The sequence below is a fragment of the Aeromicrobium sp. Leaf289 genome, from assembly GCF_001423335.1.
Lineage (GTDB): Bacteria > Actinomycetota > Actinomycetes > Propionibacteriales > Nocardioidaceae > Aeromicrobium.
In genome coordinates this window covers 15,749-41,660 of the sequence record NZ_LMNK01000003.1, presented here as the reverse complement: position 1 = coordinate 41,660, position 25,912 = coordinate 15,749, and the positions used below count along the sequence as shown (strand labels likewise).

The 25,912-nt window shown below is 72.2% G+C and carries 34 protein-coding genes and 1 tRNA gene; 17 read left to right on the top strand and 18 right to left on the bottom strand.

All coding sequences use genetic code 11. The annotated features are described in order from the left end of the window. Positions 1–14 precede the first annotated feature (14 nt). The 3 genes from ASF37_RS11275 to bcp all read right to left on the bottom strand — a co-directional run bounded on the left by ASF37_RS11275 (position 15) and on the right by bcp (position 1,563). The gene (locus ASF37_RS11275; RefSeq protein ID WP_056552197.1) at positions 15–914 is read right to left on the bottom strand and encodes a carbohydrate kinase; all 900 of its coding nucleotides are present in this window, start codon (positions 912–914) and stop codon (positions 15–17) included. Positions 915–969: 55 nt separating this feature from the next. Then, positions 970–1,051: transfer RNA gene (locus ASF37_RS11270), tRNA-Leu, on the bottom strand. Between the two features lie 35 nt (positions 1,052–1,086). Next, positions 1,087–1,563, bottom strand: a complete 477-nt coding sequence (gene bcp / locus ASF37_RS11265; RefSeq protein ID WP_055968717.1) for a thioredoxin-dependent thiol peroxidase — start codon at positions 1,561–1,563, stop codon at positions 1,087–1,089. Positions 1,564–1,609: 46 nt separating this feature from the next. Here bcp and ASF37_RS11260 point away from each other — a divergent pair, with 46 nt between their 5' ends. The 5 genes from ASF37_RS11260 (at position 1,610) to ASF37_RS11240 (ending at position 5,089) form a co-directional block, all read left to right on the top strand. Further along, entirely contained in the window at positions 1,610–1,858 is a 249-nt protein-coding gene (locus ASF37_RS11260; protein ID WP_055968715.1) for a DUF3618 domain-containing protein, read from the top strand. 2 nt (positions 1,859–1,860) lie between these two features. After that, positions 1,861–2,208, top strand: a complete 348-nt coding sequence (locus ASF37_RS11255) for a co-chaperone GroES (RefSeq protein WP_055968713.1) — start codon at positions 1,861–1,863, stop codon at positions 2,206–2,208. Between the two features lie 67 nt (positions 2,209–2,275). Beyond that, positions 2,276–3,397 carry an aromatic acid exporter family protein gene (locus ASF37_RS11250; RefSeq protein ID WP_055968712.1) on the top strand — a complete coding sequence of 374 codons (1,122 nt, stop codon included), beginning with the start codon at positions 2,276–2,278 and terminating at the stop codon, positions 3,395–3,397. A 474-nt stretch (positions 3,398–3,871) separates the two neighbouring features. Continuing rightward, the gene (locus ASF37_RS17170; RefSeq protein ID WP_156364644.1) at positions 3,872–4,039 is read left to right on the top strand and encodes a hypothetical protein; all 168 of its coding nucleotides are present in this window, start codon (positions 3,872–3,874) and stop codon (positions 4,037–4,039) included. Positions 4,040–4,165: 126 nt separating this feature from the next. Then, the gene (locus tag ASF37_RS11240; protein ID WP_056580630.1) at positions 4,166–5,089 is read left to right on the top strand and encodes an AEC family transporter; all 924 of its coding nucleotides are present in this window, start codon (positions 4,166–4,168) and stop codon (positions 5,087–5,089) included. A gap of 24 nt (positions 5,090–5,113) precedes the next feature. Here the strand turns inward: ASF37_RS11240 and ASF37_RS11235 are convergent, their stop codons facing one another. From ASF37_RS11235 to dapD, 5 genes are all read right to left on the bottom strand, one after another. After that, the gene (locus ASF37_RS11235; RefSeq protein ID WP_056580627.1) at positions 5,114–6,085 is read right to left on the bottom strand and encodes a serine hydrolase; all 972 of its coding nucleotides are present in this window, start codon (positions 6,083–6,085) and stop codon (positions 5,114–5,116) included. A gap of 85 nt (positions 6,086–6,170) precedes the next feature. After that, positions 6,171–7,046, bottom strand: coding sequence for a CoA ester lyase (locus ASF37_RS11230; protein WP_255353938.1), 876 nt, complete (start codon positions 7,044–7,046; stop codon positions 6,171–6,173). Continuing rightward, positions 7,043–8,092: a CoA ester lyase gene (locus ASF37_RS11225; protein ID WP_056574267.1), complete on the bottom strand. Its 1,050-nt coding sequence runs from the start codon at positions 8,090–8,092 to the stop codon at positions 7,043–7,045. Before ASF37_RS11225 ends, ASF37_RS11230 begins: the two co-directional genes overlap by 4 nt. Before the next feature lie 118 nt (positions 8,093–8,210). Then, positions 8,211–9,041 carry a hypothetical protein gene (locus ASF37_RS11220; protein WP_056580625.1) on the bottom strand — a complete coding sequence of 277 codons (831 nt, stop codon included), beginning with the start codon at positions 9,039–9,041 and terminating at the stop codon, positions 8,211–8,213. A 63-nt stretch (positions 9,042–9,104) separates the two neighbouring features. After that, the gene (dapD, locus tag ASF37_RS11215; RefSeq protein WP_055968700.1) at positions 9,105–10,037 is read right to left on the bottom strand and encodes a 2,3,4,5-tetrahydropyridine-2,6-dicarboxylate N-succinyltransferase; all 933 of its coding nucleotides are present in this window, start codon (positions 10,035–10,037) and stop codon (positions 9,105–9,107) included. Between the two features lie 61 nt (positions 10,038–10,098). On the opposite strand from dapD, the gene ASF37_RS11210 reads away from it, so the two are divergent. From ASF37_RS11210 to ASF37_RS11200, 3 genes are read left to right on the top strand one after another with little or no spacing between them, the layout of a single operon-like run. After that, positions 10,099–10,797 carry a VOC family protein gene (locus ASF37_RS11210; RefSeq protein ID WP_056580941.1) on the top strand — a complete coding sequence of 233 codons (699 nt, stop codon included), beginning with the start codon at positions 10,099–10,101 and terminating at the stop codon, positions 10,795–10,797. After that, a complete protein-coding gene (locus ASF37_RS11205) occupies positions 10,794–11,309 on the top strand; it encodes a helix-hairpin-helix domain-containing protein (protein WP_056580622.1) in 516 nt (171 codons plus the stop codon). The genes ASF37_RS11210 and ASF37_RS11205 overlap by 4 nt, the downstream gene beginning before the upstream one ends. Beyond that, positions 11,306–11,827, top strand: a complete 522-nt coding sequence (locus ASF37_RS11200; RefSeq protein WP_200914429.1) for a GNAT family N-acetyltransferase — start codon at positions 11,306–11,308, stop codon at positions 11,825–11,827. The genes ASF37_RS11205 and ASF37_RS11200 overlap by 4 nt, the downstream gene beginning before the upstream one ends. A 22-nt stretch (positions 11,828–11,849) precedes the next feature. Here ASF37_RS11200 and ASF37_RS11195 read toward each other — a convergent pair whose 3' ends face one another. Genes ASF37_RS11195 through ASF37_RS11185 form a run of 3 tightly spaced genes read right to left on the bottom strand, consistent with a single transcriptional unit; the run spans position 11,850 to position 13,792 of the window. Next, complete coding sequence (locus ASF37_RS11195) at positions 11,850–12,515, bottom strand: SDR family oxidoreductase (RefSeq protein WP_056574258.1); 666 nt, start codon at positions 12,513–12,515, stop codon at positions 11,850–11,852. A gap of 35 nt (positions 12,516–12,550) precedes the next feature. Further along, a complete protein-coding gene (locus ASF37_RS11190) occupies positions 12,551–13,081 on the bottom strand; it encodes a DinB family protein (protein ID WP_055968689.1) in 531 nt (176 codons plus the stop codon). 18 nt (positions 13,082–13,099) lie between these two features. Then, positions 13,100–13,792 (bottom strand): SDR family oxidoreductase, encoded by a 693-nt coding sequence (locus ASF37_RS11185; protein ID WP_056580619.1) that lies wholly within the window; start codon positions 13,790–13,792, stop codon positions 13,100–13,102. 853 nt (positions 13,793–14,645) lie between these two features. Here ASF37_RS11185 and dapE point away from each other — a divergent pair. From dapE to ASF37_RS11170, 3 genes are read left to right on the top strand one after another with little or no spacing between them, the layout of a single operon-like run. After that, positions 14,646–15,707, top strand: a complete 1,062-nt coding sequence (dapE, locus tag ASF37_RS11180) for a succinyl-diaminopimelate desuccinylase (RefSeq protein ID WP_055970185.1) — start codon at positions 14,646–14,648, stop codon at positions 15,705–15,707. Continuing rightward, entirely contained in the window at positions 15,704–16,423 is a 720-nt protein-coding gene (locus ASF37_RS11175) for a TIGR00730 family Rossman fold protein (protein WP_235492851.1), read from the top strand. Before dapE ends, ASF37_RS11175 begins: the two co-directional genes overlap by 4 nt. 7 nt (positions 16,424–16,430) lie before the next feature. Then, positions 16,431–17,261, top strand: coding sequence for a TrmH family RNA methyltransferase (locus ASF37_RS11170; RefSeq protein ID WP_056552174.1), 831 nt, complete (start codon positions 16,431–16,433; stop codon positions 17,259–17,261). Here ASF37_RS11170 and ASF37_RS11165 read toward each other — a convergent pair. After that, entirely contained in the window at positions 17,238–17,918 is a 681-nt protein-coding gene (locus ASF37_RS11165) for a hypothetical protein (RefSeq protein ID WP_056552171.1), read from the bottom strand. The two genes, ASF37_RS11170 and ASF37_RS11165, sit on opposite strands and share 24 nt — an antisense overlap. Positions 17,919–18,001: 83 nt before the next feature. Then, positions 18,002–18,802: an ion transporter gene (locus ASF37_RS11160; RefSeq protein WP_056552932.1), complete on the bottom strand. Its 801-nt coding sequence runs from the start codon at positions 18,800–18,802 to the stop codon at positions 18,002–18,004. A gap of 107 nt (positions 18,803–18,909) precedes the next feature. Here ASF37_RS11160 and ASF37_RS11155 point away from each other — a divergent pair, with 107 nt between their 5' ends. After that, positions 18,910–19,470: a DNA-3-methyladenine glycosylase I gene (locus tag ASF37_RS11155; RefSeq protein ID WP_056580615.1), complete on the top strand. Its 561-nt coding sequence runs from the start codon at positions 18,910–18,912 to the stop codon at positions 19,468–19,470. 83 nt (positions 19,471–19,553) lie between these two features. Next, a complete protein-coding gene (locus ASF37_RS11150) occupies positions 19,554–20,144 on the top strand; it encodes a hypothetical protein (RefSeq protein ID WP_156364643.1) in 591 nt (196 codons plus the stop codon). 70 nt (positions 20,145–20,214) lie between these two features. Here the strand turns inward: ASF37_RS11150 and ASF37_RS11145 are convergent, their stop codons facing one another. Further along, positions 20,215–20,817 carry an enoyl-CoA hydratase-related protein gene (locus tag ASF37_RS11145; protein ID WP_056552165.1) on the bottom strand — a complete coding sequence of 201 codons (603 nt, stop codon included), beginning with the start codon at positions 20,815–20,817 and terminating at the stop codon, positions 20,215–20,217. Positions 20,818–20,970: 153 nt separating this feature from the next. Here ASF37_RS11145 and ASF37_RS16895 point away from each other — a divergent pair, with 153 nt between their 5' ends. Beyond that, a complete protein-coding gene (locus tag ASF37_RS16895; protein WP_162237311.1) occupies positions 20,971–21,132 on the top strand; it encodes a DUF3117 domain-containing protein in 162 nt (53 codons plus the stop codon). A 17-nt stretch (positions 21,133–21,149) separates the two neighbouring features. Beyond that, positions 21,150–21,479, top strand: coding sequence for a hypothetical protein (locus ASF37_RS11140; RefSeq protein ID WP_235492850.1), 330 nt, complete (start codon positions 21,150–21,152; stop codon positions 21,477–21,479). A 9-nt stretch (positions 21,480–21,488) separates the two neighbouring features. Here ASF37_RS11140 and ASF37_RS11135 read toward each other — a convergent pair whose 3' ends face one another. Next, a complete protein-coding gene (locus ASF37_RS11135) occupies positions 21,489–22,118 on the bottom strand; it encodes an O-methyltransferase (protein WP_055970181.1) in 630 nt (209 codons plus the stop codon). Positions 22,119–22,339: 221 nt separating this feature from the next. Between ASF37_RS11135 and sigE the strand changes: the two genes are divergently transcribed. Both sigE and ASF37_RS11125 read left to right on the top strand, forming a co-directional pair. Continuing rightward, the gene (sigE, locus tag ASF37_RS11130; protein WP_055970178.1) at positions 22,340–22,927 is read left to right on the top strand and encodes an RNA polymerase sigma factor SigE; all 588 of its coding nucleotides are present in this window, start codon (positions 22,340–22,342) and stop codon (positions 22,925–22,927) included. Continuing rightward, positions 22,927–23,769, top strand: coding sequence for an anti-sigma factor (locus ASF37_RS11125; RefSeq protein ID WP_055968666.1), 843 nt, complete (start codon positions 22,927–22,929; stop codon positions 23,767–23,769). Before sigE ends, ASF37_RS11125 begins: the two co-directional genes overlap by 1 nt. A gap of 28 nt (positions 23,770–23,797) precedes the next feature. On the opposite strand, the gene ASF37_RS11120 is transcribed toward ASF37_RS11125, so the two are convergent. Genes ASF37_RS11120 through ASF37_RS11110 form a run of 3 tightly spaced genes read right to left on the bottom strand, consistent with a single transcriptional unit; the run spans position 23,798 to position 25,884 of the window. After that, positions 23,798–24,097, bottom strand: coding sequence for a sec-independent translocase (locus ASF37_RS11120; RefSeq protein WP_235492879.1), 300 nt, complete (start codon positions 24,095–24,097; stop codon positions 23,798–23,800). Between the two features lie 19 nt (positions 24,098–24,116). After that, a complete protein-coding gene (locus ASF37_RS11115) occupies positions 24,117–25,304 on the bottom strand; it encodes an Mrp/NBP35 family ATP-binding protein (RefSeq protein WP_369797019.1) in 1,188 nt (395 codons plus the stop codon). A 40-nt stretch (positions 25,305–25,344) separates the two neighbouring features. Further along, entirely contained in the window at positions 25,345–25,884 is a 540-nt protein-coding gene (locus ASF37_RS11110) for a DUF1003 domain-containing protein (RefSeq protein WP_055970175.1), read from the bottom strand. Between the last annotated feature and the right edge of the window lie 28 nt (positions 25,885–25,912).

Here is a 25,912-nt window from a genome sequence, read left to right as displayed (position 1 = left end):
CCTCGGTGCCGCGCTCAGAGCTCGTGCTCCCAGGGAGGCTGGGCGCCGGCGCGGCCGACCACGAACGCGGAGCAGCGTGACGCGAGGTCGGTGACGCTGCGCCACAGCGTGAGGTCGGAGGCGTGCAGCCGCGTGCTGCCGGCCGCACCGTCGAGCCCGTCGTCCTTGAGGCCCGCGATGAGTCCCGACATGAACGCGTCGCCGGCGCCGACGGTGTCGACCACGTGGGACGCCTGCGCCCTCGAGGCGATGGAGCCGCGGTGCGTGTACGTGCGCGCACCGCGGGCGCCCATCGTCATGACGACGGCTGCCGGCCCGGCCGCCAGCCAGCTGCGGGCGGTGTCGGCGGGGTCGCTGTGCGGCTCGAGCCAGGCCAGGTCCTCGTCGCTGACCTTGACCACGTCGCACAGCGGCAGCAGGGACTCCATCCGGTCCAGCGCCTCCGCGCGGCTCGGCAGGAGCGACGGACGGACGTTGGGGTCGAAGGTGACGGTGCACATGGGCGCGAGCCGACGCAGGGCGTCCTCGACGTCGTCGGCGCCCGGCTCCAGGAACGCGGCGATCGAGCCCGTGTGGACGATGTCGGGGACCTCCTCGGCCCAGATGCGGCCCGGGTCCCAGCAGATGTCGAAGTCGTAGCTCGCGCTGCCGTCCTCGGCCAGCGTGGCGACGGCGGTGGAGGTGCGCTCCAGCTCCTTGAGCCCGGGCATGAGGCGCACGCCCGACTCCGCGAGGTGCATGCGCACGAGCGCCCCCAGGTCGTCGGTGGCCAGGCTCGTGGCGAGCACCGGGGTGACGCCGAGGCGTCCGAGACCGACAGCCACGTTGGCGGGGCTGCCACCAGGATGCTCGGTGCGCGACCCGTCGGGTCGTTCGACGATGTCGACGAGGGCTTCACCGATGACCAGGACCATGGCCACAGTCTGCCGTGACCCGGGTCCGCCGCACGGCGTGGCCGTGGGGACCGGGTGCCGGTGACAGGACTCGAACCTGCACGCCCTGGGGCACGGCATCCTAAGTGCCGCGTGTCTACCAGTTCCACCACACCGGCGGGTGCGCCCCCAGCCTAGGCCAGGGGGATCCGGGTCAGGCGGCGTCGAGCCCGAGGTCGCGGCGCAGCTTGGCCACGTGTCCGGTGGCCTTCACGTTGTACTGCGCCACCTCGACGGTGCCGTCCTCGCCGATCACGACCGTAGAGCGGATGACGCCCTCGACGACCTTGCCGTAGAGCTTCTTCTCGCCGAAGGCGCCCCATGCGGTCATCACCGAGCGGTCGACGTCGGAGAGCAGCGTGATGGTGAGCCCGTCGCGCTCGCGGAACTTCGCCAGCTTCTCGGGCTTGTCCGGACTGATGCCGACGACGGTGTAGCCCTCGGCCTGCAGGTCGTCGAGCGCCCCGGAGAAGTCCGTGGCCTGCTTCGTGCACCCCGGCGTCATGGCCGCGGGGTAGAAGTACACGATCACCTTGCCGCCCCGCAGGCTCGACAGCGTGACCTCTTGGCCGGTGTCGTCGGGGAGGGTGAAGTCGGGTGCGGTGTCACCGGGCTGCAGTCGCGTCGTCATGGGTCCTATCCTTGCAAGACCAGTCCGCACCGACGAGAGGCGCCACGTGGGCACGTCACAGACCGATGAGCTGGTCGACGAGATCGAGCAGATCCGCGAGCGGCTCGCCGACACCGTCGACGCCCTGGTCGACCGCACGAACCCCAAGAACATCGCGCGGCGCAGCCTGGCCGACGTGAAGGCGAAGTTCGTCGGCCCGGACGGATCGGTCCGCTACGAGACCGTGGTGCCCGTGGTGCTCGGCGTCGTCGGCTCCGTGGCAGCGATCGTCGTGCTGCGCCGGGTGCTCGGCTGACCATGCCCGGTACCGAGGGAGCACGGGACGACGGCGGAAAGCTCGCCATCCGGATGCTGCACGACCGCCTGCTCGTGTCGATCGACGAGGAGGCGGGGGAGCGGCGCTCGGGGGGCGGCATCCTGATCCCGGCCACCGCGGCGATGGGCAAGCGGCTGGCCTGGGCCAAGGTCGAGGCGGTCGGCGCGCACGTGCGGGCCGTCGAGGTCGGCGACCGCGTGCTCTTCGATCCCGAGGAGCGCGCCGAGGTCGAGGTGCGGGGCGAGAGCTTCGTGCTGCTGCGCGAGCGCGACCTGCACGCGGTCGCGTCGGAGCGCATCGAGGAGGGCCAGACCGGCCTGTACCTGTGATCGGCGCGGGCACGGTGGGGACGAGCGGTGTCGTAGGTGGGGCCGGACGTGGGGGAGCGGAGGAGCGATGAGCGGCACGGGTCGTGACGTCCCCCTGCGCCGCATCCGTCTGCGCCGCAGCGAGGAGACCTTCCTCGACCGCCTCCTGCTCCTGCGCCGTCGCTGGCGCCTGATGCTCCGCCTGGGGATCGCGACCGCGGCCGCGTTCCTGATCGCCACCCAGGTGTTCGGGCACCAGCAGGCGTTCTTCGCCCCCATCGCCGCGGTCGTCGTGATCACCGCGGGCGGTGGCCTCCGTGGTCGCACGCTCGTCGAGGTCGTCGTCGGTGTGGCGCTCGGGGTGCTCGTGGGCGAGCTCATCATCCTGACGATCGGACGCGGGCCGGCGCAGATGGCGCTCGTCGTCCTGCTCACGGTCGTCGCAGCCACGCTCACCGGCATCCGGGGCCTGGCCCTGACCCAGGCCGCCAACTCCGCCGTGCTGCTGGCGGCCGTGGTGCCCGCGGCCGGGGCGGGCAACCCGGCCCTGACCCGCTTCCTGGACGCGCTGATCGGTGGCCTGTGCGGCATGGCCATGGTCCTGCTGCTGCCCCGCAACCCGGTGCGCGACATCGACGCGGAGGTGCAGCGTCTGCTGCGCCAGCTGGCGTCGGTGCTGAGGGGAACCGCACGGTCCCTGCGTGAGCGTGACCCCGGCGTGGCCGACGAGGCGCTCGAGCGGGCCCGCGGCATGCAGGGCAGCATCGACTCCCTCGACGCGACGGCGCGCAACGTCAGCGAGATCGCCCGCATGTCGCCCATGCGCTGGCGGCAGCGCGAGCACCTGGCGCTCTACGTGGGAGCCGTCCGCGACTTCGACAACGCCATCCGTGACTCCCGGGTGCTCGCACGGCGGGTCAGCGCGATGCTGCGCCACGACGAGGTCGGACCGGACGCCCTCGAGCAGTCCGTGGAGGCCCTGGCCGAGGCCGTCGACGTCATCGCCGACGACCTGTCCTCGCTCGACGACTTCGCCGGCGCCCGCGACCAGCTCGTCGAGGCCGCCCGCATCGCCGTCGCGGCGCTGCCGGACACGATGACGCTGAACACGGCGGCCATCACGGCACAGGTGCGGTCCATCGCAGCCGACCTGATGTTCGTCTGCGGCGCGAGCCGCGACGAGATCGACGCCGCACTCGACTTCGAGTGACGCCCCGCCGAGGTCGGCGGGACACGCACCCACGGACGGTGGCGCGCGGCGGCCCGGGTGCGCTACGGTGACGACACCAGACCGCCTGAGGAGGTGAGCCGCAATGAACCAGACCACGACACCGATCGCCTTCGATCACACGTCCCGTGGTGCCGCGTTCGCCGGCTCCCTCGTCCTCGGCGCAGTCTCCGTCTAGCCAGATCCGTCACGTCAGCACCGCTGACCGACACCCTGGCTTCGAGCCGCTCAGGACACCACGTCCAGGGCGGCTCTTCTCGTCTGCCCACCCACGATCCCATCCCTTCGACCACACCCGACCACCTCGCAGAAAGGAGGCGCGCAATGAACCAGCACCAGAACACCGACACCTTGCCCGCAGACACCCCGACGACCGACCAGATCGCCACGGCCCCGACCAGGACCGACCGCGACGGACACCGCACCACCTGGACAAGGGGAGAGGGGGTGAACGCGATGGCACGGAACCCCCTTCGCTCCGGTGCTCGCCGCAAGCGCGCCTGGGACGAGATGTCGGAGACCGACCGACAGGTCCTGCTGGAGACCGTCCGGCAGCGCCGCGAGGCGCAGGCCATGAAGGACGCGCACCAGCTGCAGGTGCTGAGCCAGCGGTCCTACCGCTGAACGACGCCCCACCGCGTGGCCCCCGGTCCTCGACCGGGGGCCACGTGCGTCTGCGGACCTGCGCGCCGCGACCAGCGGAACGGACCGGCTGAGGGAGGCGGTCGAGGGTCTGGGACGATCGGGGTGATGACCGGGGTCCTGGAGGGTTTCAGCACCATCGGTGCGCTCATCGCCCTCGGTGCCCTCCTGGCACACCTTCGGATCTTCGACCTGAACGCCCAGGTCGTGCTCTCGCGCCTCGCCTTCTACGTGGCCAGTCCCGCCCTGATGATCACCGTCCTGCAGGACGCCGACGTCTCGGCCGTCCTGTCGCGGAACCTCGCCGCCACGTCGGCCGCGGTCGCGGTCGTCGTCGCGCTCTACCTGCTCGTCGCGCGGCTCGTGCTGCGCCAGGACCTCGCCGACACCGTCGTCGGCGCGCTCTCCTCGGCCTACGTCAACGCCGGGAACCTGGGGCTGCCCATCGCGGCCTACGTCCTCGGCGACGCCGCACTCGTCGCTCCCACGCTGCTGCTGCAGATGCTGGTGCTGCAGCCACTCGCCCTCGCCGTGCTCGACGCCGCGGTGGCGCAGGAGCGGGTGCCGTGGCACCGCTTCCTCACGCGTCCGCTCCGCACGCCCCTGACCGTGGCGTCGCTGCTGGGCCTCGCGCTGTCGATCACCGATGCCCGGATCCCTCGCCTCATCGACGAGCCGCTCGGCCTGGTCGGCGCCATGGCGGTCCCGGCCATGCTCATCGCCTACGGCGTCTCGCTGCGACTCGGCCCGCGTCCGGGCAGTGGCGGCAACGCGCCCGTGCTGGCGCTCATCGTCGTGCTGAAGCTCGTCGTCCAGCCGGTCGCCGCCTACACCGTGGGACGGTTCGCGCTGGGGATGGACGGGGACCCGCTCCTGGCCGTGACCGTCCTGGCCGCGCTGCCGGCGGCGCAGAACATCTTCGTGATCGCGGTGCGCTACGACCGTTCGACCGTCCTCGCCCGCGACGCCGTGTTCGCCACCACGGTGCTCTCGGTCCCCGCGGTCGCGGTCGTCGCGGCGCTGCTCACCTGAGTCCGGCCCGGCTCCCGCCGGGGATCAGGTGCGCAGGGTCGCGAGCAGACGTCGACCGACGGCGTCGACCGAACGGACCCGTGCGTTCAGCACGACTGCGGCCGTGCCGGCCGCCCGGTCGAGACCGAGCCAGGTGCGGAAGCCGCCCGTGCCGCCGTTGTGCCACGTGACGTCGACGCCGTCGTGCACCGACGTGATCCACGCGGCGCCGATCCGGGCGCCGGGCACGAAGTCGTCGACCGGCTCGAGCGCCGCGGTGCCCGGCGCGCTGCCCTCGAGCAGGGCTCGTGCCAGCGTCGCCGCGTCGCGCACCGACATCCGCACCCCGCCCGCGGGACCGAGCGCCTCGCCCGTCCACGGCTCGGCTCGGCGGCCCCATCGTGTGTGGCCGACCACGGCGCGCTGACCCAGCTCGTCGGGCGTGGCCGGTACCGAGGCGCTGGTCAGACCGAGCGGACCGAGCAGCCGCTCGGCCAGCAGGTCGCGATACGGACGACCCGCTGCGGCCGCGACGGCGTGGCCCAGCAGCTGGAAGCCGAGGTTGGAGTACACGGGGCGGGGTCGGCCGACCTTCGTCGCCCGGGTCTGCTCCAGCAGCTCCGCGAGGGTGTCGCCGTACGGATTGGTGGCGAGCAGCAGCCAGGACGCCGTCCGGCGGCCCATGTGCGCCTGCGCCGGCAGGCTCGGCAGCCCCGAACGATGCCGTGACAACGCATCCAGCGTCACCAGGCCGGCCGGTGACCCGTCGAGCGGCAGGAAGGTGTCGAGCCGGTCGGTCAGCAGCATCTCGCCGCGCTCGACGGCGTCCGCCAGGAGCAACGCGGTCAGACCCTTGGAGATCGAGCCGATCTCCAGGTCGTCCCCGGGGTCGATGCCCTGGACCGCCACGCGGGTGGCTCCCGGCTCGATGGTGGCCACGGCCCAGGAGCCGCCGCCGAGAGCGTCAGCGGCCCAGCGGTGCAGGGCGTCGTCACGGACGGTCTCCTCGAAGCTCATGCCCCCACCCTGGTCGACGACAGGACCCCGGCACATCGGCCGCGAGGCTGATGTCCGGGGTCCGTCCGGCGGAGGTCTCGGTGGGTCAGCGACCCGCGAGCGCCTCGTGGAAGGCGAGGATGCGTCGCGCGTCGCGCACGTGCAGCTCCTCGACCATCTTCCCGTTGAACGTCACGACGCCCTGGCCTGCAGCCTTGGCCTCCTCGAACGTCTCGATGAGGCCGGTCGCCCGCTCGACGTCGTCGTCCGACGGCGCGAAGATCGTGTTGGCGGGGTCCACCTGCGAGGGGTGGATGAGGGTCTTGCCGTCGAAGCCCATCTCGCGCCCCTGGCGGGCCTCGGCCTCGAAGCCCTCGGGATCCTTGACCGCGTTGTAGACGCCGTCGATGATCACCTTGCCGGCGGCGCGCACCGCCAGGAGGGTCCACGACAGCGACGTGAGCACGGTGGCGTTGCGGCCCGGCACGTGCAGGCCGTAGGTCTCGTTGACGATGTCGTTCGTGCCCATGACGACGACGGTGAGGCGCTCGTGGGCGGCCGCGATCTCCTCGGCGTGCAGGAGGGCCCGCGGGGTCTCGATCATGGCCCACAGCTGGGTGTGCTCCGGGGCGCCGTGCTGCTCGAGGGCGGCCACGAGGGCACGCACCTGCTCGGCCGACTCCACCTTCGGGACGAGGATCGCGTCGGGACCGGCGGCCGCGGCGGCGCGCACGTCGTCGTCGTGCCACTCGGTACCGATGGAGTTGACCCGGATCGCCAGCTCACGGTGACCGTACGCGCCGGACCGGACGGCCGCGCACACGTTCTCGCGGCCCTGCGCCTTGGCATCGGGGGCGACGGAGTCCTCGAGGTCGAGGATCAGCGCGTCGGCGTCGATCGTCTTGGCCTTCTCCAGGGCGCGCTCGTTCGCACCCGGCATGTACAGCACGGAGCGGCGGGGGCGGATGACGGGAGTGCTCACAGGTCGTACAGCTCCTTCAGCTCGGGATCGCGCTCGGCCAGCTCGCGGGCGAGGTCGAGCATCACCAGGCACTGCTTGCAGGACGCGTCGTCCTCCATCTTGCCGTTGATCATCACCGCGCCCGAGCCGTCGCCCATGGCCTCGACGACCTGCTTGGCGTGCGCCACGTCCTCGGCGCTGGGCGAGAAGACCAACTTGGCGATGTCGATCTGCACCGGGTGCAGGCTCCACGCGCCGACGCAGCCCAGCAGGAACGCGTTGCGGAACTGGTCCTCGCAGGCCACGACGTCCTTGATGTCACCGAACGGCCCGTAGAACGGGAGGATGTCGTTCGCCGCGCAGGCGTCGACCATGCGCGCGATCGTGTAGTGCCACAGGTCCTGCTGGTACGTCGTGCGGCCCTCGGTGAGGTCCTCGCCCGTCGGGTCCTGGCGCACCAGGTAGCCCGGGTGGCCGCCGCCGACGCGCGTGGTCTTCATGCGGCGGCTCGCCGCGAGGTCGGCCGGGCCGAGGCTGATGCCCTGCATGCGCGGGCTGGCGGCGGCGATCTCCTCGACGTTCGTCACGCCGAGCGCGGTCTCGAGGATCGCGTGCACGAGCAGCGGCTTATGCACCTTCCCCTTGGCCTCGAGCTGGGCGAGCAGACGGTCGACGTAGTGGATGTCCTGGGCGCCCTCGACCTTGGGCACCATGATGACGTCGAGCTTGTCGCCGATCTCGGTGACCAGCGTCGTCAGGTCGTCGAGGACCCAGGGGGAGTCCAGGCTGTTGACGCGCACCCACAGCTGCGTGTCGCCGAAGTCGGTGGCCTTCGCGATGTCGACGAGACCCTGGCGCGCGGCCTCCTTCTTCTCGGTCTTGATCGCGTCCTCGAGGTTGCCGAGGATGATGTCGACCTTCGAGGCGATGTCGGGGACCTTCGCCGCCATCTTCTCGTTGCTCGGGTCGAAGAAGTGGATCATCCGGCTCGGACGGAACGGCACCTCGGCGAGCGGAGCGGGAGCTCCGACGGCGAGCGGACGGAGGAATGCACGGGGGTTGCGCACGCGGGTCTCTTCCTGCAGACGTCGGGACTGCCCGACAGTATGGCCGGGACTCGTGACCCGTGAGTAGGGCGGGTCTCACAGTGCGTCCGGCCGCCCGGGGCCCGGCACCCCCGCCGGGTCAGCGGACGGACATGACCACACGGTCGTCGCGGGCGGCCTCGTCGGCGACCCAGCCGTCCGGCGAGGACTCCGCCGTCCAGCGCAGGCCGTCGAAGCTGACCGACGCGACCTGCAGGTCGGCCGCGTTGGCCACCAGGTAGTGCGCCAGGGCCCACCCGCGCGCCCGCACGTCGGCGGCCGCGCCGTCGAGGCGGTACGTGAGCGCGTCCTCGGCGTCGTCGGTGCTGCGGGGGATCTCCCCGAAGGCCTTGTCGACGTCGGCCGCCACGGTCCGCACCGAACCGCCACCGACCGGGTTGATCTGGCAGGTGAACGCGGCGGGGCTGTAGCCCCGGAGGGCGGAGGCCAGCGCGCGGGCGTAGTCCTCGTGCTGGGCATAGGCGCCAGGGAACGCCGAGCGCTGCACCTCCTGCGCCGCGACCGTGATCTCGAGCGACGCGTAGTCGTCGACCTTCTCGAGGCCGTCGTAGAACTTCCCGATCGCGTAGTGCGGGTCCAGGATCTCCTCGACCGTGCCCCAGCCCTGCGACGGACGTTGCTGGAACAGACCCACGGAGTCCCGGTCACCGAAGTCGATGTTGCGGACCTTGGACTCCTGGAAGGCGGTCGCGATCGCGATCGTGGTGGCGCGCGGGGGAAGTCCGCGGTTCTGCGCCGTCGCGGCCATGAGGGCCGACCAGCGCGCCTGCTCCACGTCCACCTGCGCACGCGTCTCGCCCACCCGGGCCACGCAGTACTCGGTGCGCAGCGGCGTGCGGTCGGTCACCACGACCGCCACCAGGACGCCGGCCACGAGGACGGCGCCCAGCAGGACCCAGCGCAGCTTCACCCGGTCAGCCTAGGCAGACGACGTCAATCCGGCCGGGCACCTGGTGCCGGGTCCGGGCCGGGGTCAGTTGGCGTGCAGGTCGGAGTTCAGCTCGATGCCGCGCCGTTCGCCGCGAGGGCGCGCCTCGATCTGGCCGGTCTCGCTGTTGGTGAGGAACAGCAGGCTGTCCTGCCCGCTCAGCTCCGCCGCCTTCACCACGGAGCCGTCCGGCGTGCGCACCTTGGTGCCCGCGGTGACGTAGCAGCCGGCGGCGACCACGCAGTCGTCGCCGAGCGAGATCCCGATGCCGGAGTTGGCGCCGAGCAGGCTGTTGCGACCGATCGAGATCACCTCGGTACCACCGCCCGAGAGCGTGCCCATGATGCTCGCGCCGCCTCCGATGTCGGTGCCGTCGCCCACGACGACACCGGCCGAGATGCGGCCCTCGACCATGGCATGGCCCAGCGTGCCGGCGTTGAAGTTCACGAAGCCCTCGTGCATGACGGTGGTGCCCTCGGCCAGGTGCGCGCCGAGGCGCACGCGGTCGGCGTCGCCGATGCGCACGCCGGACGGGATCACGTAGTCGGTCATCCGGGGGAACTTGTCGATGCTGGTCACGTTGACCGTGAGGCCGGCGGCGCGGGCGCGGGCGCGGGTGTGCTCGAACCCGGCGACCGCGCACGGACCGATCGTCGTCCAAACGACGTTCGTGAGCAGCCCGAACTGGCCGTCGAGGTTGACCCCGTGCGGCTGGACGAGACGGTGCGAGAGCAGGTGCAGCCGCAGCCACACGTCGTAGACGTCGGCGGGCGGTGCCGAGAGGTCCGGCGCGACGACGTGCACCACGGCCTTGCGGACCTGGCGCACCGCGTCCTCGCCGGTGAGTGCCGTGAGCTCCTCGGGCTCCGGGTCGTGCCCGGGGGTGCCGAGCCGGGGCTCGGGGAACCAGACGTCGAGGACGTCGGCGTCCTCGGTGAGGGTGGCCAGGCCGTAGCCGTACGCGCTCTGCTCGCTCATGGCCCTCAACCTACCGATCCGTCGATGGCGCCCGTCGGTGAGTGGACCTAGCGTGGACCGCATGGCGCTGGTGACCTACAAGGACCTCTGCATCGACGTGAACGACCTGCAGGCGTCCGCGGCCTTCTGGGCCGAGACGCTGGGTCTTCGCGTGGTGCCCGACGAGGGTGTGGCGGGGGAGCAGGGTGAGGTGCACCTCGAGGGACCCACCCCTCGGCACACCGTGTGGCTCTGCGTCGTGCCGGAGCCCAAGTCGGTCAAGGACCGGGTCCACCTCGACGTCCACGCCGCAGCGTCGGTGCTGCCCGGGACCACACGTCTCAGCGCTGAGGGCGAGTTCCGGTGGACGGTCGTGGCCGGCCCGGAGGGCGACGAGATCTGCACGTTCGTGCGCGACGACGTTCCCGACTACCGGCTCTACGAGCTGTGCGTCGACGTCGCCGACCACCGCGCCGCGGCGGCCTGGTGGCAGGGCGTGTGGGGTGGCACGATCGGCAGCGAGGAGGAGCAGCGATTCAGCTGGCTGGAGGACGTCCCCGGCATGCCGTTCGAGGGCATCGTGTTCTGCGACGTGCCGGAGCCCAAGACGGTCAAGAACCGGCTCCACTGGGACGTCACGCTCACCGCCGGATCCGGCGTCGCCGATCTCGAGGCCCTCGGCGCCACCGTGCTGCGCCGACCCGACGACGAGGTGGTCTGGACGGTCATGGCCGACCCCGACGGCAACGAGTTCTGCGTGTTCGACGAGGACGCCGCGTGACGTCGCGGGCGCAGCTGCGCAGGGCGGCCCTCGCGCAGGAGGGCGCCGAGCAGGTCGAGGTCGGATCCACGCGAGGCTGGGCGGTCGCGGGCACGGTGTTCGCCGCCCTCACCGACGACGGGCGCGCGGCGCTCTCGCTCGGGATCGAGCCGCGCAGCCGCATGGCCGGCGAGCTGCCCGGCGTGCAGACCACGTCGTCGGGCGTCCTGGTCGACCTCGACGTGATCGACGGGATGGCGCTCAACCACTGGGTCCACGAGGCGTGGCGGCACTGCGCACCGGCCGGTGTCGTCGAAGCGTCCGCGCACGCGGCGAGGGCTGCCGCCGAGGGCGACGACGACCTCGGTGCGATCGGTGCCCCGGCGCGGCGCGCGCTCCACGGTGCCGGCATCGGCTCGCTCGACGAGCTGGCTGCCCGCGATCGCGACGAGGTGGCCGCGCTGCACGGCATCGGCCCACGCGCGGTGGCGGCCCTGGCCGCTGCGCTCGCCGAGCGGGGGACCACGTGGTGAGCGTGCTGCGGGTCCCCGACCCTGCGGACGCCGAGGTCCTCGCCGACCTGTGGGTGACCAACCGCGAGCACCTCGACCCCTGGAGCCCCGAGCGCAATGCCGACTTCTACACCGTCGAGGGGCAGCTCGACCTGCTCGAGCGGCGTCTCGAGGCCATGGTCCAGGGCCGGGGTGCCTACTTCGTCGTGCTCGACGACGACCGGGTGGTCGGTGAGATCAACCTCAACGACCTGGTGCGCGGGGCCTTCCAGAACGCTCACGTCGGCTACTGGCTGGCCGCCGACGTGCAGGGGCGCGGGCTGATGACCCGCGCCGTCGAGGAGATCACCACCCACGCGTTCGACGTCCTGCGGCTGCACCGGCTGCAGGCCGCCACGCTGGCCCACAACGAGCGCTCCCAGGCCGTGCTCCGGCGTGCCGGGTTCGAGTCGTTCGGACGCGCGCCGCGCTACCTCAAGATCGGCGGGCAGTGGCAGGACCACGTGCTGTTCCACCGCTTCACGCCGCACGACGTCTGAGCCCAGGTCCGGACCGTCGGGATCAGTAGCGGGCCGAGAACCCGCCGTCGGCGTGCAGCAGCTGTCCGGAGATCCAGCGTCCTTCGGGCGACAGGAGGAAGGCGACCACTCCGGCGACGTCGCGTGGCTCCCCGAGACGACCGAGGGGCTGGTGCGGCAGCAGCCCCTCCCTGAGCTGGTCGTCCATCCACCCGGTGTCGACGGGGCCGGGGTTCAGCACGTTGGCGCTGATCCCGAGCGGGCCCAGCTCGCGTGCCGCGGAGATCACGATGCGGTCGAGCGCCCCCTTGGACGCGCCGTAGGGGAGGTTCCCGGTGGTGGCGTCGCTCGTCAGAGCGACCACCGCGCCCCCGCCGTCGGGCACCTGACGGGCGAAGCCGGCGATGAGGAGCAGGCTGGCGCGCGCGTTCACGGCCACGTGGGTGTCGAAGCTCTCGGCGGTCGTGTCGAGGACCCCGGTCTCGACGTCATGGGCGTGGCTCAGCACCAGGGCGCAGACCGGGCCTCGGTCACGGGTGACGGCGTCCAGCAGGTCGGTCGGCCCGTGCGGCGTGGACAGGTCCACGTCGAAGTCGGTGCCGGTCAGGTCGGAGGTGGCCACGTCCCAGCCGTCGTCGCGCAGTCGCGGCACGATCGCGGCGGCGAGGCTGTTCGGTCGGGCTGCTCCGGTCACCAGGGCGCAGGGCATGCCGTCAGCCTAGGTCCACGATCGGGGGAGACCGGTCAGCTGGAGCGTCGCTGTGCCACCCCGACCACGAACGCGACCTGGCCCAGGTGCTGCAGGGTGTCGCCCAGCACGCTCACGAGGCGCGCCGACGCGGTGACGGGCGGGTCCCAGCGCTCGTCGACCACGCGGGCCAGCTCGGTCGCGTCGAGCGTCCGGAGGTAGCGACGCGTGAGCGCGTGGACGTCTGCGTGGTACGCGTCGACCAGCTCGGCGGGAGGTCGGACCGAGAGCACCTGGTCGAGATCGTGGCCGTACCCGATGTCACCGTGCTCGATGCCGTCGCCGAGGTGGGGAGCGAACCGCTCGGCCCACGTGTCCCAGGCCTGCGGCACGTCGGCCAGGGCGGCCACGTGGTCGTCCTGCACGCGGGCGAGGTGCCAGAGCAGCCAGACGGGCGTGTTGGCGCCGTCGTCGACCTGGAACGTCGCCGTGGACTCGTCGAGGTCGGAGCACTGCTGCTCCACGAGCTCGCGGACGCGTCCGAAGGCGTCGTCCAGGAGGTCGGTCGTGACGGGGTCGAGGCTCATGTCCACGACGCTACTGCGTCAGCGCACGACCAGCCCGTCGCGCCGGTCCCACGCGACCTCGGTGGCCTTGTCGTCGCCGATCGCCCGCAGCACGGCGTCGACCACGTCGGTGGCCGGCAGTGGCTCCGGCAGGCGCGGCGGCTCACCGGCGAGTGCGTGGGACGCGAGGTCGGTGTCGAGGTGCGGCGGACGGACGTCGACGATGCGCGTGCTCCGCCGGTGCTCGCGGCGCGCGACGGTGAGCCAGGCCGACAACGCCGCCTTGGCCGCCGAGTAGTCGGCCATGCCCGCGGTGGGGGCGTCGGCCAGGATCGCGGACAGCACGACGGCGACGCCACCGTCGAGGTGGGGGAGCGCGGCACGCACGACGCCGGTGGCGCCGAGCGTGTTCACGGCGAACAGCTCCTCGACCACGACGGGGTCGGCATCCACCGCCGGACCGAACGCCGGGACGCCGGTGGCCACGACCAGGACGTCGAGCCCGCCGAGCGCGTCGACGGCCTGCCGCACCGTCGCCGCCGCGCGCTCGACGTCGACGACGTCGAGCACGAACGTGGGAGCGTCGAGCTCCTCGCCGATCGCCGCGAGCCGGTCGGCGTCACGCCCCGTGACCGCCAGGGAGGCGCCGGCCTCGTGCAGGGCGCGGGCGATGCCGCCGCCGAGGGCGCCGGTGGCACCCACGACGAGGGCACGGACGTCGGTGAGCTCCATGCTCGGGACGCTACCCACGCCCGGGGGAGCCGCAACGTGAGTCGTGGTGCTTCAGGTGGCTGGGTCTGGTGTTGCTGCTGCGCTACTGCGGCTGAGTCTTGTCCTGCGGCTGCGCTGCTCCGGCGGGGTCTTCTCGTGCGGCTGCGTTGCTGTGGCTGCGAGTCGACCTGCTCCCCGAAAGGGCCTCGACCGTCGGGTGGGTCCGGGGTCGGTCGGGCTCTCGGAGCGTGGCCGGGGGTGACGCAGGATTCTGCGTTCGTGCGTGAGGGGTCGAAGGATGCTGCGTTTGCCACGGGATCCCGTCGTGGACGCAGCATCGTTCGGGTTGTTGTGCGCGAAGGCAGAATCCTGCGTCCGCCGGGGGCCTCTCGTGCGTCGGGTGGGCAGGGGTTCTTCCCTTGAGTGGGACGGTCCACGAGAAGGGAGAATCCCTGCCCGTGCGGGGGCCCTTCTCGTCGCCACGATGCTTCCTTCGCGTGGCACGGTCCACGCGAAGGAAGCATCGTGCGTGGATTCCGCGCAGAGGGAGAATCGTGGCCGCGCCCCGCAGACCCAGTCGACCCGAGACCCCCTGCTCCGGTCGAGGCCTTTCGGAGACCACGCCCACTCGTAGCCACAGCGACGCAGCAGCGAGCGAACGCCCAGCCGAGCGACGCAGCACACGCGAAGCCCCACCGCAGCGACGCAGCACCACGCGAAGCCCCACCGCAGCGACGCAGCACCACGCGAAGCCCCGCCGCAGCGACGCAGCAGCACCCACGAGATCGGCCACGCCCGCCGCACCTGACGACACATCCGCATCGCCCGGGCCGGGTGACGGGCACCCGGGGGAGTGAGACCTAGAGTGGTCGACATGGCCGTCCTCGACCCCTCGCGCGACGTCGTCCAGCTGACGGCCGACCTCTGCGACATCGCCTCGGAGAGCCTCCAGGAGGCGGAGATCGCCGACGCCGTCGCCGCCGTGCTCGACGCGGCCTCGCACCTCACCGTCGTGCGCGACGGCCACACGCTCGTGGCGCGCACCGACCTCGGCCGGGACGAGCGGGTCGTCATCGCGGGGCACCTCGACACCGTGCCGGCGAACGGCAACTTCCCGACCCGGCTCGACGGCGACACCCTCTGGGGTCTCGGCACCTGCGACATGAAGGGCGGCGTGGCGGTCGCGCTGCGGCTCGCCGCCGGGTTGCCCGACCCGAACCGCGACGTGACCTACGTGTTCTACGACGCCGAGGAGATCGCCGCGAAGTACAACGGTCTCGGCCGCGTCGCCCGGGAGCGCCCCGAGCTGCTCGAGGGTGACTTCGCGATCCTCATGGAGCCGTCGGTCGCCTCGGTCGAGGCCGGCTGCCAGGGCACGATCCGCGTCGACGTCGTCACCCGCGGCGAGCGCTCCCACTCGGCGCGCTCCTGGATGGGGCACAACGCCATCCACGACGCCGCCGAGCTGCTCGTCCGGCTGCGCGACTACGAGCCCCGCCGCGTGGTCATCGACGGGCTCGAGTACCGCGAGGGCCTCAACGCCGTGGCGATCAGTGGGGGCGTCTCCGGCAACGTGGTGCCCGACCTGGCCACCGTCACGGTCAACTACCGCTTCGCCCCCGACCGCAGCGAGGCCGACGCGCTGGCCCACCTCGCGGAGGTGTTCGAGGGCTTCGAGCTCACGGTCACCGACTCCGCCCCCGGCGCGATGCCCGGGCTCGACCACCCGGCGGCAGCCGCGTTCGTCGCGGCGGTCGGCGCGGAGCCCCGTCCCAAGTTCGGCTGGACCGACGTCGCCCAGTTCACGCAGCTCGGGATCCCCGCGGTCAACTTCGGCCCCGGCGACCCGATCTACGCCCACAAGCAGGACGAACACGTCCCCGTCGCGCACCTGCGCACCGTCGAGGACGCCCTCACGAGATGGCTGACCGCATGAGCTACCAGAAGGGTCCGGTGCGTCTGCGCCGCGACCGCATCCCCACCAGCACCACCGACCAGCGTCTGCTCGACTCGCGCGGACCCACGGACTGGGTGCACACCGATCCGTGGCGCGTGCTGCGCATCCAGGCCGAGTTCGTGGAGGGCTTCGGCGCCCTCTCCGAGCTGGGTCCGGCCGTCGCCGTGTTCGGCTCGGCCCGCACCAAGCCCGACGACCCGATGTACGAGAAGGCCCGCGAGGTCGCCGAGAAGCTCTGCAGTCGCGGCTACGCCGTCATCACCGGTGGTGGACCCGGCGCCATGGAGGCCGCCAACCGCGGGGCCAGCGACTGCGGCGGCGTGTCGGTGGGCCTCGGCATCGAGCTCCCGCACGAGCAGGGTCTCAACGAGTGGGTCGACCTGGGCATCAACTTCCGCTACTTCTTCGTGCGAAAGACGATGTTCGTCAAGTACGCCCAGGGCTACATCGTCATGCCGGGCGGGTTCGGCACGCTCGACGAGCTGTTCGAGGCGCTGACGCTCTCGCAGACGGGCAAGATCACGACGTTCCCGATCGTGCTCTTCGGCACCGCCTACTGGCAGGGCCTCATCGACTGGCTCCGCGACACGATGCTGCCCGACGGCAAGATCAACGAGGCCGACCTCGACCTCGTGCTGCTCACCGACGACGTCGACGAGGCGGTCGCCCACTTCGACGCCGTCGCCTCCGAGTAGCGGCGACGTGAGGGTCACCTCGCGCAACGCCGCCTTCCAGCAGTGGGAGGCGCTGCTGGGCAACCGGCGCAAGCGTCACCAGCTCGGTCGGATGCTCGTGCAGGGCGTGCGCCCGGTGACGGTGGCGCTCGACGCGGTGGGCCGCTCCGGCCTGGTCGTCGACGCCGTGCTCCACGACGACCGGCCGAGCCCGTCGCAGTGGGCCCAGGACGTGGTCTCCCGCGCCGTCGCGTCCGGCGCCACGGCCTACGAGCTGTCGGCGGAGCTGCTGGCCGAGCTCGCCGAGCAGGAGCAGGACCGACCCGAGGTCGTGCTGGTGGTCGTCCAGCCCGCCGACGACGTCGCGCGGCTCCCGGTCCCGGCGGACCTGCTCACGGTGGTGCTCGACCGACCGTCGAGCCCGGGCAACGTCGGCAGCATCGCCCGGTCGGTCGACGCGTTCGGCGGCACCGGTCTCGTGGTGTGTGGTCATGCGTGCGACCCGTACGAGCCGAGAGCGGTGCGGGCGTCCACCGGGTCGGCGTTGACGGTTCCGACGGTGCGCCTCGGGTCCCCCCGCGAGGTGCTCGCGTGGGTCGAGGCGGCGCGTCGCGACCTGGGCCACGTCGCGGTCGTGGGCACCGACGAGCACGGTGAGGTCGAGCTGGCCGACGCCGACCTGACCGGCCCGACCGTGGTCGTGACGGGCAACGAGACCCGTGGCCTGTCGAGTGCGTGGCGGGAGGCGTGCGACCTGGTCGTGCACATCCCGATGACCGGGACCGCCTCGTCGCTCAACGCCGCCAACGCCACCTCCGTCGTGCTCTACGAGGCCTCACGCCAGCGTCGGCGACGCTGACGTCGGTCGTCCGCCGCCGTCCGCCGAGCCCACGTCCCCGCCGTCGCGCGTGAGCGACACGGCGAGGAGGACGAGCCCCGCCGCGGCGACGGTGCCGTGCGCGACGCGGCCACCACCCGGGAGGAAGAACTGGGGGAGGTAGGTGGCGAGCGCGACGGCCGTGAGGGCGAGGCCCGCACGGGTGAGCCCGCTCGCGCGGGTCGCGAGGATCCCGAGCCGCACGGCCGCGACGAGCAGCGCGCCCCAGCCCAGAGCGAACAGCGTCATCGCCACCGGCTCGTAGCGGAACAGGTCGGCCGCGCCCGTCGTGGCCGAGAGAACGGTCTCGTCGCCGGTCTCGAGCACGCGCCGGCCCACCGCGTGCAGGCCGTACGCCTCGGCCCCGTAGTAGGGGAGCAGTAGCGTCGTGCCGGCCACCGCGGCCCGGTGAGCCGTGCGGTCGACCGCCGCGAGGGCCCAGGCGACGAGCACGAAGCCGACCATGGCGAGCACGTGGGCCCAGAGCCAGGCCGGACGTGCGTAGAGCTCGGCCGCGGCCCGGCCGTCCTCGACCGCGTGGCCACGGAGCAGGGGATAGACCAGTAGAGCGGCGCCCGCCACGAGCAGGGCAGCCGCACGGAGACGACGGTCGTCGAGCGGGTCGGTCGGGGTGCGCATGGGTCCTCCACGTCACGAACTGTGAGCAGTGCTCTCTCGGCCCATCCTGCAGCACGGGGACCCGAAGATCAAGAGCAGTGCTCTCACCTACTGCGGCCGAGCTCCTCGCGGAGAGCGGCCACCTCGGCGCGCAGCTCGGTGACCGCGTCCAGCACCAGGCGCTCGCTCTCCTCGACCTCGTCCACGATCTCGCGCTTGTCGTCCTCGTTCTGCATCTCCAGCGCCTCCACGGCCACGGCGATGAACAGGTTCAGCACGATGTAGGTCGAGATGAGGATGTAGGCGATGAAGAAGACCCACGAGGCAGGGTGGGCGTCCGTGACGGGACGGATCACGTTCGCCCAGTCGTCGCCCGTCATCACCTGGAAGAGACTCAGCAGCGAGGTCGGGAGGTCCCCGAAGTGCTCGGGGTCCGTGGTGCTGAACAGCTGCGTCGAGACGACGCCCGAGACGTAGACGAGCATCACGAGCAGGGCCCCGATGGAGACCATGCCCGGAAGGGTGGCCACGAGGGCCGCGACCACGCGGCGCATAGACCGCACGGCCGAGAGCAGACGCAGCACCCGCAGGACGCGCAGGACGCGGAGCACGCCGAAGGCACCCGAGGCGGGGATGAGCGCGACCGCCACCACAAACAGGTCGAACAGGCTCCAGCCGTCACGGAAGAACGCGCCGCGGTGGGCGAAGATCCGCAGGCCGATCTCGACCACGAAGACCGCCACGGTCACCCAGCCGAGCGGGGCGAGCCAGCCGGCCTCACGCACGAGCTGCGGGGAGGTCTCGAGGCCCAGCACCGCGGCGTTCACCACGATCACCGCGATGATGAACCACTGGAAGCGGGACGACTCGACGAGGGCGAGCACGCGGGCGCGGGTGGGGGTCACGGTCGGGCTCCGGGCGGTGAAGGAGTGGCGAGGGGAGTGCGGCGACGACGACGTCGGCGAGCGGCTCATCGTATGGGTGTGTCCGTGGCGCCTGGCAGGATCGGGGGATGACGGTCACCGGACCCGACGAGATCGAGCGCTGTCCCTGGGGCAGCGACGTGGCCCTGCAGCGCTACCACGACGAGGAGTGGGGCCGCGAGCTGCGCGGTGACCGAGCCATGTTCGAGCGACTCAGCCTGGAGGCCTTCCAGGCCGGGCTGTCGTGGTCGCTGATCCTGCGCAAGCGCGAGGCGTTCCGGGCCGCCTTCGTCGGGTTCGTGCCCGCGCTGGTCTCCCGGTTCGACGACTCCGACGTGGAGCGGCTGCTCACCGACGCCGGCATCGTGCGCAACCGTGCCAAGGTCGAGGCCACCATCTCCAACGCCCGCGCCACCCTCGAGCTGGGCGAGAGCCTGAGCGACCTCGTGTGGTCGTTCGCGCCCGACGACCACGTCGCGCCCCGCTCGGTCGACGACGTGCCCGCGACGTCGCCAGAGTCCACCGCGCTCGCGCGGGAGCTGAAGCGTCGCGGCTTCACGTTCGTCGGTCCCACCACGGCCTACGCCCTCATGCAGGCCACCGGCATGGTCGACGACCACCTCGTCGGATGCGTCGCACGACGGTCCTGACGCTTACCACTCCTGTCACATCCGTCTCCTGCGTCACGGTGTGGCTCCCGCGCCGACGGGGCTGGGAGATCTAGCCTTTCGCCATGACCACCCCCCGCTCCGCCGCTCGACGCAGCCGCCGTTCCGTGCGCACCCTCGCTGCCGTCGTCCTCATCGTGTCCGCCCTCGTCGCCGGCACGGCGGCGATCGTGGTCGCGACCGTCGCCGCTCTCGCGGTCGCGGTCGCCTATGCCGTGACGGTCTGCTCCGTCGCCGCCCGGCTCCTGACCAACGAGACCGCGCAGGTGCGTCGCGACTGGGCCCGTGACCGCGCGGTCACCGCCCACGAGCAGAGCCGCGAGGCCGCCCGTCGTAAGCGCGAGCAGGTCTCCTTCGCCGACACCATGGCCGAGAAGGTGCAGGTGCGCGACACCCGCATCGAGGACCTGGCCGCGCAGATCGCCGAGGCAGAGGCGGCCCTCGCCCGGGCCGAGGCCGAGCACGTCGCCGCCGCACGGCGCGCCGACGCGCTCGACGGTGAGCTCCAGCAGACGCGCGACTCGCTGCTCGGCACCCGCGCCGAGGTGCGCCGCCTGCGCGACGAGCTGGCGGCGAGCCAAAGCGCGGAGCTCGAGGCCCGCACCGAGCTGCTGGCCTGGCAGCAGCAGGCCGAGGAGCAGCGCAGGCTCGCCTGACCCCTCGGTTCCCAGACCGGCCCCGCGGCGGCAGCAGCCGGCCCGGTTCGACTGGTCGGGCCCGTTCGGCTCAGTCCTGAGGGTGAAGGGCCACCACGCCACGCAGGCGAGCCTCGTTCTCGACGGCCCGTGCCACGCGCGCGCCCGCTCCCTCGGGCGACAAGGCCCGCAGCACCGCAGCGCCGCGGCCCGCGCGGTCGGCCACTGCCGCGGCCAGCGTCGCGGCCGCAGCCGGCACCCGGTCGCGCTCGTGGACCTCGTGCACCAAGCCGATCCGTCGAGCGTCGACCGCGGTGACGGCTCGCGGTGCGAGCAGGAGCAGGCGTGCCGTCGCGTCGCCCACGGCGCCCGGGAGGGTGACGCTCGTGCCGCCCACGAGTGGCTCCACCCGCACGGTGGCGTCGGCCGCGGCCACGCGCAGGTCGGCGGCCAGCGCCAGGGCCGACGCGTGCCCGTCGATCGTCCCCAGGAGGGCCGCCACCACCGGCACCGAGGCATCGGCCACGGCCAGGACCGCGTCGTCGTCCAGCCCGCCGGAGGACTCGTCGAGCACGAGCAGCAGGCAGCGGACACCGGGCGTGGTGAGCGCGTCACGTACACGTCGAGCGGCCGATCCGGACCCGAGCGCGCCCGCCTCCGGGGCGGACCGGGTGCGCAGGTCGACCCTCGTCACGCCCGGAGCGGAGGGGTGCTGCGCCGTGCTGTCGTGGTCCTGACCTGGAGTGCTCACGTCGTCCTTCGCACCGGTTGGAAGTGATGAGGGGGCATGAGAGATAATAGGAACCTGAGGCGACCGGAAGGCGGTCACCGAATGGAAGGGGAACCCATGGCGGCCATGAAGCCTCGTACTGGTGACGGACCGATGGAAGTCACCAAGGAGGGCCGCTGCATCGTCATGCGGGTCCCGCTCGAGGGCGGTGGACGTCTCGTGGTCGAGCTGAACAACGAGGAAGCCGAGACGCTCGGCGACGCGCTCAAGGCCGTCTGAGCTTGTTCGGTCTGACGATGCGCTGGTCCTTGACCGGCGCACCCGAGGACACCCTCGCGCAGCTGCGCGCGTACATCGAGGACGTCAGCTTCGCCCGCTTCGCTGGGCTCGACGGCCTGCGGTTCAAGTCCTGGCGCGCCCGCGAGGGCGAGTGGTTCGAGGGCACCTACGTGTTCGTGAACGCCGAGGCGCGCGCCGCGTTCCAGGCCGACATGGAGTCCGGTGCCGCCGACCTCCCGGGCAGCCGCATCATCGGCAGCCCGCCCGAGCTCATCGAGGCGTGCGAGATCGTCGCGGTGGTGCGGGGGCCCGCCGGCTTCCGTTCGGCCCCGGCCTTCGAGCGCTGAGCCGGGCGCTCAGGCCACGCGGCGCACGGCCAGCAGGCCGTCGCCCACCGGGAGCAGGGCCGGCACGAGCCGCTCGTCGACCGCGGCCTGCGTGAGCAGCTCGCGGATCGCGACGGTCTCGGCGTCGCGGCGCTCGGGGTCGGCCACGCGGTCGTGCCAGAGCGCGTTGTCGAAGACCACGACGCCGCCCACGCGCACGAGGCGCAGTGACTGCTCCAGGTACTCGCCGTACTCGACTTTGTCGCCGTCGACGAAGACCAGGTCGTAGCCCTCGTCGGTGAGGCGGGGCATGACGTCGAGCGCCGACCCGGCGATCAGCCGGAAGCGCTGCGGCGCGACGCCGGCCTGGGTGAAGACCTGCCGGGCGTGACGCTGGTGCTCCGCCTCGAGGTCCACCGAGGTGAGCACTCCGTCGTCGGCCATGCCGCGCAGGAGCCAGAGTCCGGACACGCCGGTGCCCGTGCCGACCTCGGCCACGGCACGCGCGTCCAGCACGGACGCCAGGAAGCGCAGCGTCGCCCCACCGGCCGCCCCGATCGGGCTCACGCCCACCTCGTCGGCTCGGCGGCGCGCGTCGGCGAGGTGGTCGTCCTCGCTCAGGTAGCCCTCGACGTAGCTGAGGCTGGCTTCGCTGGTGATGATGACTCCTCGGTGGCGCGTGCCGGGGGTCCGGCGGCTGTGGGGCCAGCATAGTGAGGTCGTCACGGTTGACGGCGTTGCGTGCCCCGGGGCTCGCCGTGTCGTGCCGGGGCCCAGGATGCGCCATGATCGAGAGGGAACCGTCAGCGTCCTCTGGGCGTTCTCTCAGGAGACGGCACGACGATCGATGCATGAAGGAAGAAGACGTGAGCACGCAGGTCATGACCGCTGAGCGCGACGCCCGGACGGGCGAGGGCTCGACGGACGCCGACACCGCGTGGGAGACCATCGTCGAGGAGCACTCCGCCCGCGTGTACCGCCTGGCGTACCGACTCACCGGCAACCGCCACGACGCCGAGGACCTCACCCAGGACGTCTTCATCCGTGTGTTCCGCTCGCTGGACCGGTACGAGCCGGGCAACTTCAACGGCTGGATCCACCGCATCACGACCAACCTGTTCCTCGACCGGGTGCGTCGTACGAGCAAGCTGCGCATGGACGGCTTCAGCGAGGGTGCCGAGGAGCGGCTGGAGGGGCGCGAGCAGCGACCCGAGTCGGTCGTGCACGACGCCGCCTTCGACCCCGACATCGAGGCCGCGCTCTCGTCGCTCACCGAGGAGTTCCGCGTCGCCGTGGTGCTGTGCGACGTGGAGGGGCTGTCCTACGAGGAGATCGCCGACGTGCTGGGCGTCAAGATCGGCACGGTCCGCTCGCGCATCCACCGGGGTCGTACGCAGCTGCGGCACGCCCTCGCCCACCGCGCCCCGACCGCCGGCCGGACCCGCTTCCTCGGAGCCGTGGGAGCCTGATGGCCCATCTGGACGCCGACGTCGCCGCCTTCGTGGACGGGCAGCTCTCGCCCGATGCCACGGAGGTCGCGGCGCGTCACGTCCAGTCCTGCGAGCGGTGCCGCGAGGCGGTGGCGCAGCAGCGCCAGCTCAAGCGACGCATGCAGGTGTCCGCCGACGTGCGACCTCCGGCGTCGCTGCTCGCCTCGCTCAGCTCCGTGCCGGCGTCCCCGCCTCCTCCGGCGCCCAGCGCCTGGGCCCGGATCGTGCGGTCGAGCACCCTCGGGGCGGCGGGCGTGCTCGTGGGCGCCTCCCTCGCCGTGGCGCTGGCGGCCTACCTCGCCGGTGGGAGCGCCCGTGGCATCGGCGACGAGGTGGTGCCGCCCGTCGAGACCTACGCAGCCGACTTCCACGGTGCGGACCCGATGGCCGGGAACGACGTCATGACCGCCGCGGTCATGGAGGACCTGACCGCCAACGGCTGGCCGTGCCACGGTCAGCTGGGTGACGACCTCGAGCGCGTCGAGGGACGCCTGCAGGACGAGGGAGCGGTCTCGCTGACCTACACCGACGGCCTGCACCGCCTGGTCCTGCACGAGCAGAACGGCGCGCTCGACACCGACGGCCTGCAGGGCTTCGAGCCTCGTCGGCTCGCCGACCGGCCGGTGTGGGTGCGGGAGACGCCCCGCGAGCGCATCGTCACGTGGGACGCGGACGGCGTGGTCTACACGATCGTGACCGACGTGGGTGACGACCGGCTGGCGCCGGCCCTGCGCGACCTGCCCGCTCCGCTCGGCGAGCCCGGGCTGCGTCAGCGCCTGGGCGACGGCCTCAGCCGCGTCACGACCTGGATCTCCGCCTGACGGCTCCCACGACGACCGGTGAGGGCCCTCAGGTCGCCTCGTCGTCGTGCGGCGGCCGCTCGCCGGGACGCAGGATCCGGTCGCGGGTGGGCGTCTCGGACTCCTCGAGGAGGTGGCGCCGCACCACGTCGCGGGGGTCGAGGCTGCGCAGGTCGACGTCGGAGAAGTCCTGGCCCAGCTCGCGCCCGAGGTCGTTCTTGGCGTTGTCGGCCATCCGCCGCACGGTGCGCACCATCTGAGCCGCCTGCTTGGCCATGCCCGGGAGCTTGTCGGGTCCGAACAGCAGCAGGCCGACCACGAGGATCAGGCCGATCTCCGGCCAGCCCATCCCGAACACGGCCGGTTCCTCAGAGTCGACCGACGGGCGCGAGACCGAGCTGCATCCCGGCCAGGCCGCGCGAACGGCCGGTGAGGGAGTCGGCCACCTGCAGCAGGATCTTCGCGGACTCGCTGTCGGGGTGGGTGGCGACGATCGGCAGGCCGTCGTCGCCGCCGATGCGCAGCTGCTCCTCGAGCGGCACCTTGCCGAGCACGGGCACGTCGTGGCCGAGCCGCTGGCCGAGGGTGCGTGCGACGGTCTCGGCGCCGCCGCTGCCGAAGACCTCGAGCCGCTCGCCCGCGGGCGTGAGCAGGTACGACATGTTCTCGATGACGCCGACCACGCGCTGGTGCATCATCGAGGCCATCGTCCCGGCCCGCTCGGCGACCTGGGCGGCCGCCTGCTGCGGCGTGGTGACCACGACGACCTCGGCGTTGGAGAGGTGCTGGCCGAGGCTGATGGCCATGTCACCGGTGCCCGGGGGCAGGTCGAGCAGCAGGGCGTCGAGGTCGCCCCAGAACACGTCGCTCAGCATCTGCACGAGCGCACGGTCGAGCATGGGTCCGCGCCACGCGACCACCTGGTCACGCTTGGGCTTGAGCATGCCGATGCTCATGACCTTGACGTCGGGCGCGTCCGGGGAGCCGGGGACCGCGACCGGCACCGGGAGGATCATGTCGTCGACCTGGGTGGGGCGACGGTCGCCGACGCCCATCATGTCGGGGATCGAGTGGCCGTAGATGTCGGCGTCGACGATGCCGACCTTCAGTCCGCGCTGCGCCATCGCCACGGCCAGGTTGACGGTGACGGAGGACTTGCCGACGCCGCCCTTGCCCGACGCGATCGCGTAGACCTTGGTGAGCGAGCCGGCCTGGGCGAAGGGGATCTCGCGCTCGGCCTGGCCGCCGCGCAGCATCTCGCGCATGCTCTTGCGCTGCTCGTCGGTCATGACGCCGAGGTCCACGTGCACGGTGTGCTGGGGGGCCACCTTCTGGACGGCCTCCGTGGTGTCACGGGTGAGCGTCTCCTTGAGGGGGCAGCCCGAGACGGTCAGCAGGATGCGCACGGTGATCGACGTGTCGTCGATCGTGATCGTGTCGACCATGCCGAGCTCGGTGACGGGACGCTTGATCTCGGGGTCGATCACGCTGCCGAGGGCCTCGCGGACCCGCTCCTCGGTGACGGACTCGTCGGTGACGGATGCCATGGGCCCCATCGTACGGGCGGGACCTGCGTCCCGGTCCCGCAGGCGAGCCTCACTGCTCGGTCGGCTCGCCGTCCTCGTCGTCGGGCGGGGTCTGCAGCGACTCCAGGAGGTCGCGCAGCTCCGATCGCAGGAAGTCGCGGGTGGCGACCTCACCGAGGCCGAGACGCAGGCTCGCGACCTCGCGGGCCAGGAACTCCATGTCGGCGTGGGACTGCGCGGTGGCGTGCCGGTCCTGCTCCTGCTGCACGCGGTCGCGGGCCTCCTGGCGGTTCTGCGCCAGCAGGATCAGCGGCGCGGCGTAGGACGCCTGCAGCGACAGCATGAGGGTCAGGAAGATGAACGGGTACTCGTCCCAGCGTGGACGGTCCGGACCCCACGGGACGTTCCAGACCACCCAGATGATGATGAGCAGCGTCATCCAGATGAGGAACTTGGCCGTGCCCATGAACCGGGCGAAGGTCTCCGCGAAGCGGCCGAACCGGTCGGTGTCGCCCGACCTCGGGCGCAGGGAGCGACGACGGTCGCGGGGCTGGTCGAGCCGCGCCCGCTCCTGGCGGGCCTGGTCGCGGTCGCCGCGGGAGCGCCCGATCTCGGGGCGTCGGCGTCGGCCGTCGGAG